4 protein-coding genes are annotated in these 5,032 nt (G+C 58.8%); 3 read left to right on the top strand and 1 reads right to left on the bottom strand.

Features of this window, described 5'->3' with window-relative positions; translation table 11 throughout:
• The 3 genes from ACRXB1_RS30250 to lysS all read left to right on the top strand — a co-directional run.
• A partial coding sequence (locus ACRXB1_RS30250) for a single-stranded-DNA-specific exonuclease RecJ (protein WP_449494133.1) occupies positions 1-893 on the top strand: 893 nt, incomplete at its 5' end.
• Positions 894-984: 91 nt separating this feature from the next.
• Positions 985-2,089, top strand: a protein-coding gene (gene prfB / locus ACRXB1_RS30245; RefSeq protein ID WP_119024634.1) for a peptide chain release factor 2 whose coding sequence is annotated in 2 segments (ribosomal slippage) — positions 985-1,065 and positions 1,067-2,089 — 1,104 coding nt in all. Because the reading frame shifts where the segments join, the coding sequence is not laid out codon by codon here.
• A 139-nt stretch (positions 2,090-2,228) separates the two neighbouring features.
• Positions 2,229-3,755, top strand: a complete 1,527-nt coding sequence (gene lysS / locus ACRXB1_RS30240) for a lysine--tRNA ligase (RefSeq protein WP_449494132.1) — start codon at positions 2,229-2,231, stop codon at positions 3,753-3,755.
• Positions 3,756-4,267: 512 nt separating this feature from the next.
• Here the strand turns inward: lysS and ACRXB1_RS30235 are convergent.
• Positions 4,268-5,032, bottom strand: a 765-nt coding sequence (locus ACRXB1_RS30235; RefSeq protein WP_449494131.1) for a hypothetical protein, incomplete at its 5' end; no start/stop codon positions are given.

Raw genomic sequence — 5,032 nt, 5'->3', positions numbered from 1 at the left:
TGGCGCGCGATGCGCGCGTTGCATCCGGCTTCGATCTCGGCTTTGCGCTCGGCCCACGCCTGAACGCGGCGGGACGCTTGTCGGATATGTCGCTCGGCATTGAATGCCTGATCACCGACGACATCGGCCGCGCGTGGGAACTCGCGCAGCAACTCGACGGCATCAACCGCGAACGGCGCGAAATAGAGGCCGGGATGCAGGAACAGGCGCTCGAGGAACTGGCGAGCATCGATCCCGCAGACTCCGCCACGCTGACGCTGTTCAATCCCACCTGGCACCAGGGTGTCATCGGGATTGTCGCCGGGCGTTTGAAGGAGAAATTTCATCGTCCGTCGTTCACATTTGCGCACGCGGATGATAGCGGGGTTTTATCGAAGGGATCGGGACGCTCGATTGCCGGTTTCCATTTGCGCGACGCCGTGGACCTGATTTCCAAGCGCGAGCCCGGAATGATCGTGAAATTCGGCGGACACGCGATGGCCGCGGGCATGACCATCGTCACCGCCGACATTCCCCGCTTCACCGCCGCGTTCGAAGCGGTCGGACGCGAATGGCTGACAACCGAAGCGTTATCGCGGGTGGTTGAAACTGACGGCGAACTCGAAGACGCTTATTTCACGCCGCAATTCGTCGAACTGATCGACAACGCCGTCTGGGGCCAGGGCTTCCCCGCGCCGGTTTTCTCTGGCGAATTCGAAGTGGCTTCGCAGGCGCTGGTGAAGGACAAACACCTGAAACTGCAACTGCGGCGCGGCCAGCAGCGCTTCAATGCGATCTGGTTCAATCATACGGACACGTTGCCGAATCGCACGGTGGTGGCGTACCGGCTGGTTTCAGATACATGGAATGGTGTGGCGCGTGTGCAGATGATCGTCGAGCACGCGCTCGCGTGAAACGCGGGGTCCCGATCGTCCGCGCCCGCCCAGCGCAGGTTGCGGCTAAGTTATAATTTCCCTCTTAGCCAAAAAACCTGAAAACGATCACATGGAAGCGGAACGTCTAAACGCAATCGAGAATCTCCTCGCCGACCTGCGCCATCGCGCCGGCGAGCTCCGGGGGTATCTTTGACTACGACGCCAAGGCTCTTCGCCTCGACGAAGTCAACCGGGTACTAGAAGACCCGAACGTCTGGAACGACTCGAAAAACGCCCAGGCGCTGGGCCGCGAGAAAAAGCTGCTCGACGGCGTCGTCACCACGATCACGGACCTCGATAACGACCTGCGCGACACGCAGGATCTGTTCGACATGGCCCGCGAGGAAGCCGACGAAGACACACTCGTCTCGTGCGAGACAGACGCGGCAGCGCTTCAAAAACGCGTCGAAGACATGGAATTCCGCCGGATGTTCTCGAACCCGGCCGACCCGAACAACTGCTTTATCGATATCCAGGCAGGCGCCGGCGGCACCGAAGCGTGCGACTGGGCAGCCATGCTGATGCGCCAGTACCTGCGCTACTGCGAGCGTAAGGGCTTCAAGACCGAAGTGCTGGAAGAATCCGACGGCGACGTTGCCGGGATCAAGAGCGCGACCATCAAGGTGGAAGGCGAATACGCATACGGATTCCTGCGCACGGAAACGGGCGTGCACCGGCTCGTGCGCAAGTCGCCCTTCGACTCGTCGGGCGGACGCCATACGTCGTTTTCATCGATCTTCGTGTACCCGGAAGTCGACGACTCCATCGAAATCGATATCAATCCGGCGGACATTCGCACCGACACGTATCGCGCGTCGGGCGCGGGCGGCCAGCACATCAACAAGACAGATTCCGCTGTGCGTCTCACGCACGGACCGACGGGGATCGTCGTGCAGTGCCAGAACGACCGCTCGCAGCACCGCAACCGCGCCGAAGCCATGATGATGCTGAAGGCAAAGCTGTACGAGTTCGAAATGCGCAAGCGCCAGGTCGAGAAAGACAACCTGGAAAACAGCAAGACCGACGTGGGCTGGGGTCACCAGATCCGCTCGTACGTGCTCGACAACAGCCGTATCAAGGACTTGCGCACGAACGTGGAAATCAGCAACACGAAATCCGTACTCGATGGCGATCTGGACGACTTCATCAGCGCCAGCCTGAAACAGGGCGTGTAACCGAAGCACGCTTTTAAGCATCTTTTGCAGCGACGTTCTGCAGCAATTCACCGCAGCATTGCGTCGCTGATATTTGCGGCCAACGACCGAATCAGGTCCCAATTCAGCCGCAGTCACCGTATTCATCGCCGAAGACATCATGACCGAACCGACTCAGCCGGGCGCCGCTCCCGAACTGGAAGAAAACCAGATCCTCGCCGAGCGTCGCGACAAGCTCCGTGCGCTGCGCGAGCAAGGCATCGCGTACCCGAACGATTTTCGTCCGACGCACCAGGCCGCCGCGCTGCAAGCCGATTACGCCGATAAAGACAAGGAAGCGCTCGAAGCCGAGCCGCTGCAAGTCGCTGTCGCCGGCCGCATGATGTTGAAACGCGTGATGGGCAAGGCAAGTTTTGCGACAGTGCAGGACGGCAGCGGCCAGATCCAGTTCTTCATCACGCCCGCCGACGTCGGCCAGGACGTCTACGACGCATTCAAGAAGTGGGACCTGGGCGACATCATCGCGTCGAAGGGCGTTTTGTTCCGCACGAACAAAGGCGAACTTTCTGTCCGATGCACCGAACTGCGTCTGCTGACGAAGGCGTTGCGCCCTCTTCCCGACAAATTCCACGGGCTGTCCGATCAGGAAATGCGCTATCGCCAGCGATACGTCGACCTGATCGTGACGCCGGAAACGCGCCAGACGTTTATTGCGCGCACGAAGGCGTTCGCGTCGATTCGCAGCTTCATGGCGAAGGCGGATTTCATGGAAGTGGAAACGCCGATGCTGCATCCGATTCCCGGCGGCGCCGCGGCAAAGCCGTTCGTCACGCATCACAACGCGCTCGACATGCAGATGTTTTTGCGTATCGCGCCCGAGCTGTATCTGAAGCGGCTGGTGGTCGGCGGCTTTGAACGCGTGTTCGAGATCAATCGCAATTTCCGCAACGAAGGCGTGTCGCCGCGACACAACCCCGAGTTCACCATGATGGAGTTCTACGCCGCGTACACAGAATACACGTGGATCATGAACTTCACGGAAGAGCTGATCCGGCAGGCGGCCATCGATGCACGCGGTACCGCCAACATCACCTATCAGGGGCGCGAGCTGGATTTATCGAAGCCGTTCCATCGGCTGACCATTTGCGAGGCAATTCAGAAATTTGCACCGCAATACACGGACGAACAACTTGGCGATGCAGCGTTCCTGCGCCCGGAACTGAAAAAGTTTGGCGTCGATGCATCGCAGCCGCAGTTCCTGAATGCCGGCGTGGGCGCGCTGCAACTCGCGCTGTTCGAGGAAACCGCGGAATCGCAATTGTGGGAGCCGACGTTCATTGTCGACTATCCGCTGGAAGTGTCGCCGCTGGCACGGGCATCGGATACGGTTCCGGGAATCACCGAGCGCTTCGAGCTGTTCATCACGGGCCGCGAGATCGCGAACGGCTTCTCCGAGCTGAACGACCCTGAAGATCAGGCTGCACGCTTTCAAAAGCAGGTCGACCAGAAAGATGCCGGTGACGAAGAAGCCATGTTCTACGACGCCGACTACATTCGCGCGCTCGAACACGGTATGCCGCCGACGGGCGGCTGCGGGATTGGTGTTGACCGGATGGTAATGCTGCTCACCGACAGCCCTAGCATCCGTGACGTAATCCTGTTCCCACATTTGCGCCGGGAAGACTGATTTCGGCGAAAACGGCTGGTTTGTAAAAAAGGCGCGAAAGCGCCTTTTTTACGTTCAGACGGGTCATGAAGTTTATAACTTTAGGTAAAAGGTAATTGCTGTTGAGCAAAGCCACGGACCCAGTACAGGCAAAAACCCTTATAAAACAAGCACCTGTAGCACTTATCGATCCCGGTGCGGTTCTTGCATCAATAGATCACACCTAAACGTTACAAATTGATAAATCCGGCAGCGGATACTGCCGCAAACTAATCACCAGACACCCAGCAACATCGCACTCTGCCTTGAGACGGAGGTTCAAAAATGGATAACTCCGAACCGAAGTCCTAGCTTATTCAATTCTTTAGCGCGTACAAAAGCACGAACGTACGTGCGATACGGAATTCCGTACGGAAAATTTGCACTAAGTCGCGCTCTACTCCCCGTCGAGAGTTCGCGCGGCCCTCTAGTAAACAGTGCACTTTTAACCTGGCTTCGGCGCGTCCCGCTTTTCGATACTTTCTTTAGCGCCTTCAGGCAGCGTTTTGAACAGAGCGTCTACCCTTGTCTTCAGCCTTCGCTAACTCTTGCTTCTGGCGTTGCTCCTCTGCGTCTTTTACCTGCTGCGCGCGGAACGTTTGCTCTTGCTTCTTGAAGAGGTCTTGCGCGGCGGCTCTATCGACCTTCGCTGCGGCGTCCTTCTCCGCTTTATCGTTAATGAGCGCTTCCGCGATGCCGCTGCCCGCGTCCTCGCCCGCGCCTAATTGGTGGTCCATCGAACGCGCCGCGCCCGCGTCCGTAGTCGGAAGGTGCGCGTCGTTTATCATCTTCAGGAGCGTGGTCACGGACGTAAGCACCGGCCCGGCGAACTTCTCGCCTAGCTGCGTGATCTGCTCGTTAAACCGCGCCAATTCGTCGTTCAGCGTCCGTACGTTCTTCGCCACGTCGAGATACTGCTGCATCTCCTTCAACGACATTCCGATTTCGCCCATCGATGCGCCGAACTCCTTCATCTTCAGCGCCACGTCTTTATCGATTCCGACCATCTGCGCTTCGGCCTGTACTGTCGAATCCGACTGCGTGTGCCAGCGTGTCGCCAGCTTCGTCATAAAGTCCGTATTCGAGATAGGTGTGCCGCCCGCTGCCGGGTTCACTCCGAGCATGCCGAGGAGACGATTACCGGGACCGATCCGGGTGGGGTCCGCGTAGGCGTTCCGGATAAACGATTGCGACCCGGTGACCGCGCCCGCGATCTGCGCACGCGAAACGTTCCCCGAGGCGAAGCGCCGCTGCCAGTA

Source organism: Caballeronia sp. M23-90 (genome assembly GCF_053574605.1).
This window is presented reverse-complemented; position numbering and strand designations above follow the sequence as displayed.

Bases quoted from the DNA above. Each gene is read 5' to 3' on its own strand.
- lysS (WP_449494132.1), top strand. From the start codon at position 2,229: ATGACCGAACCGACTCAGCCGGGCGCCGCTCCCGAACTGGAAGAAAAC.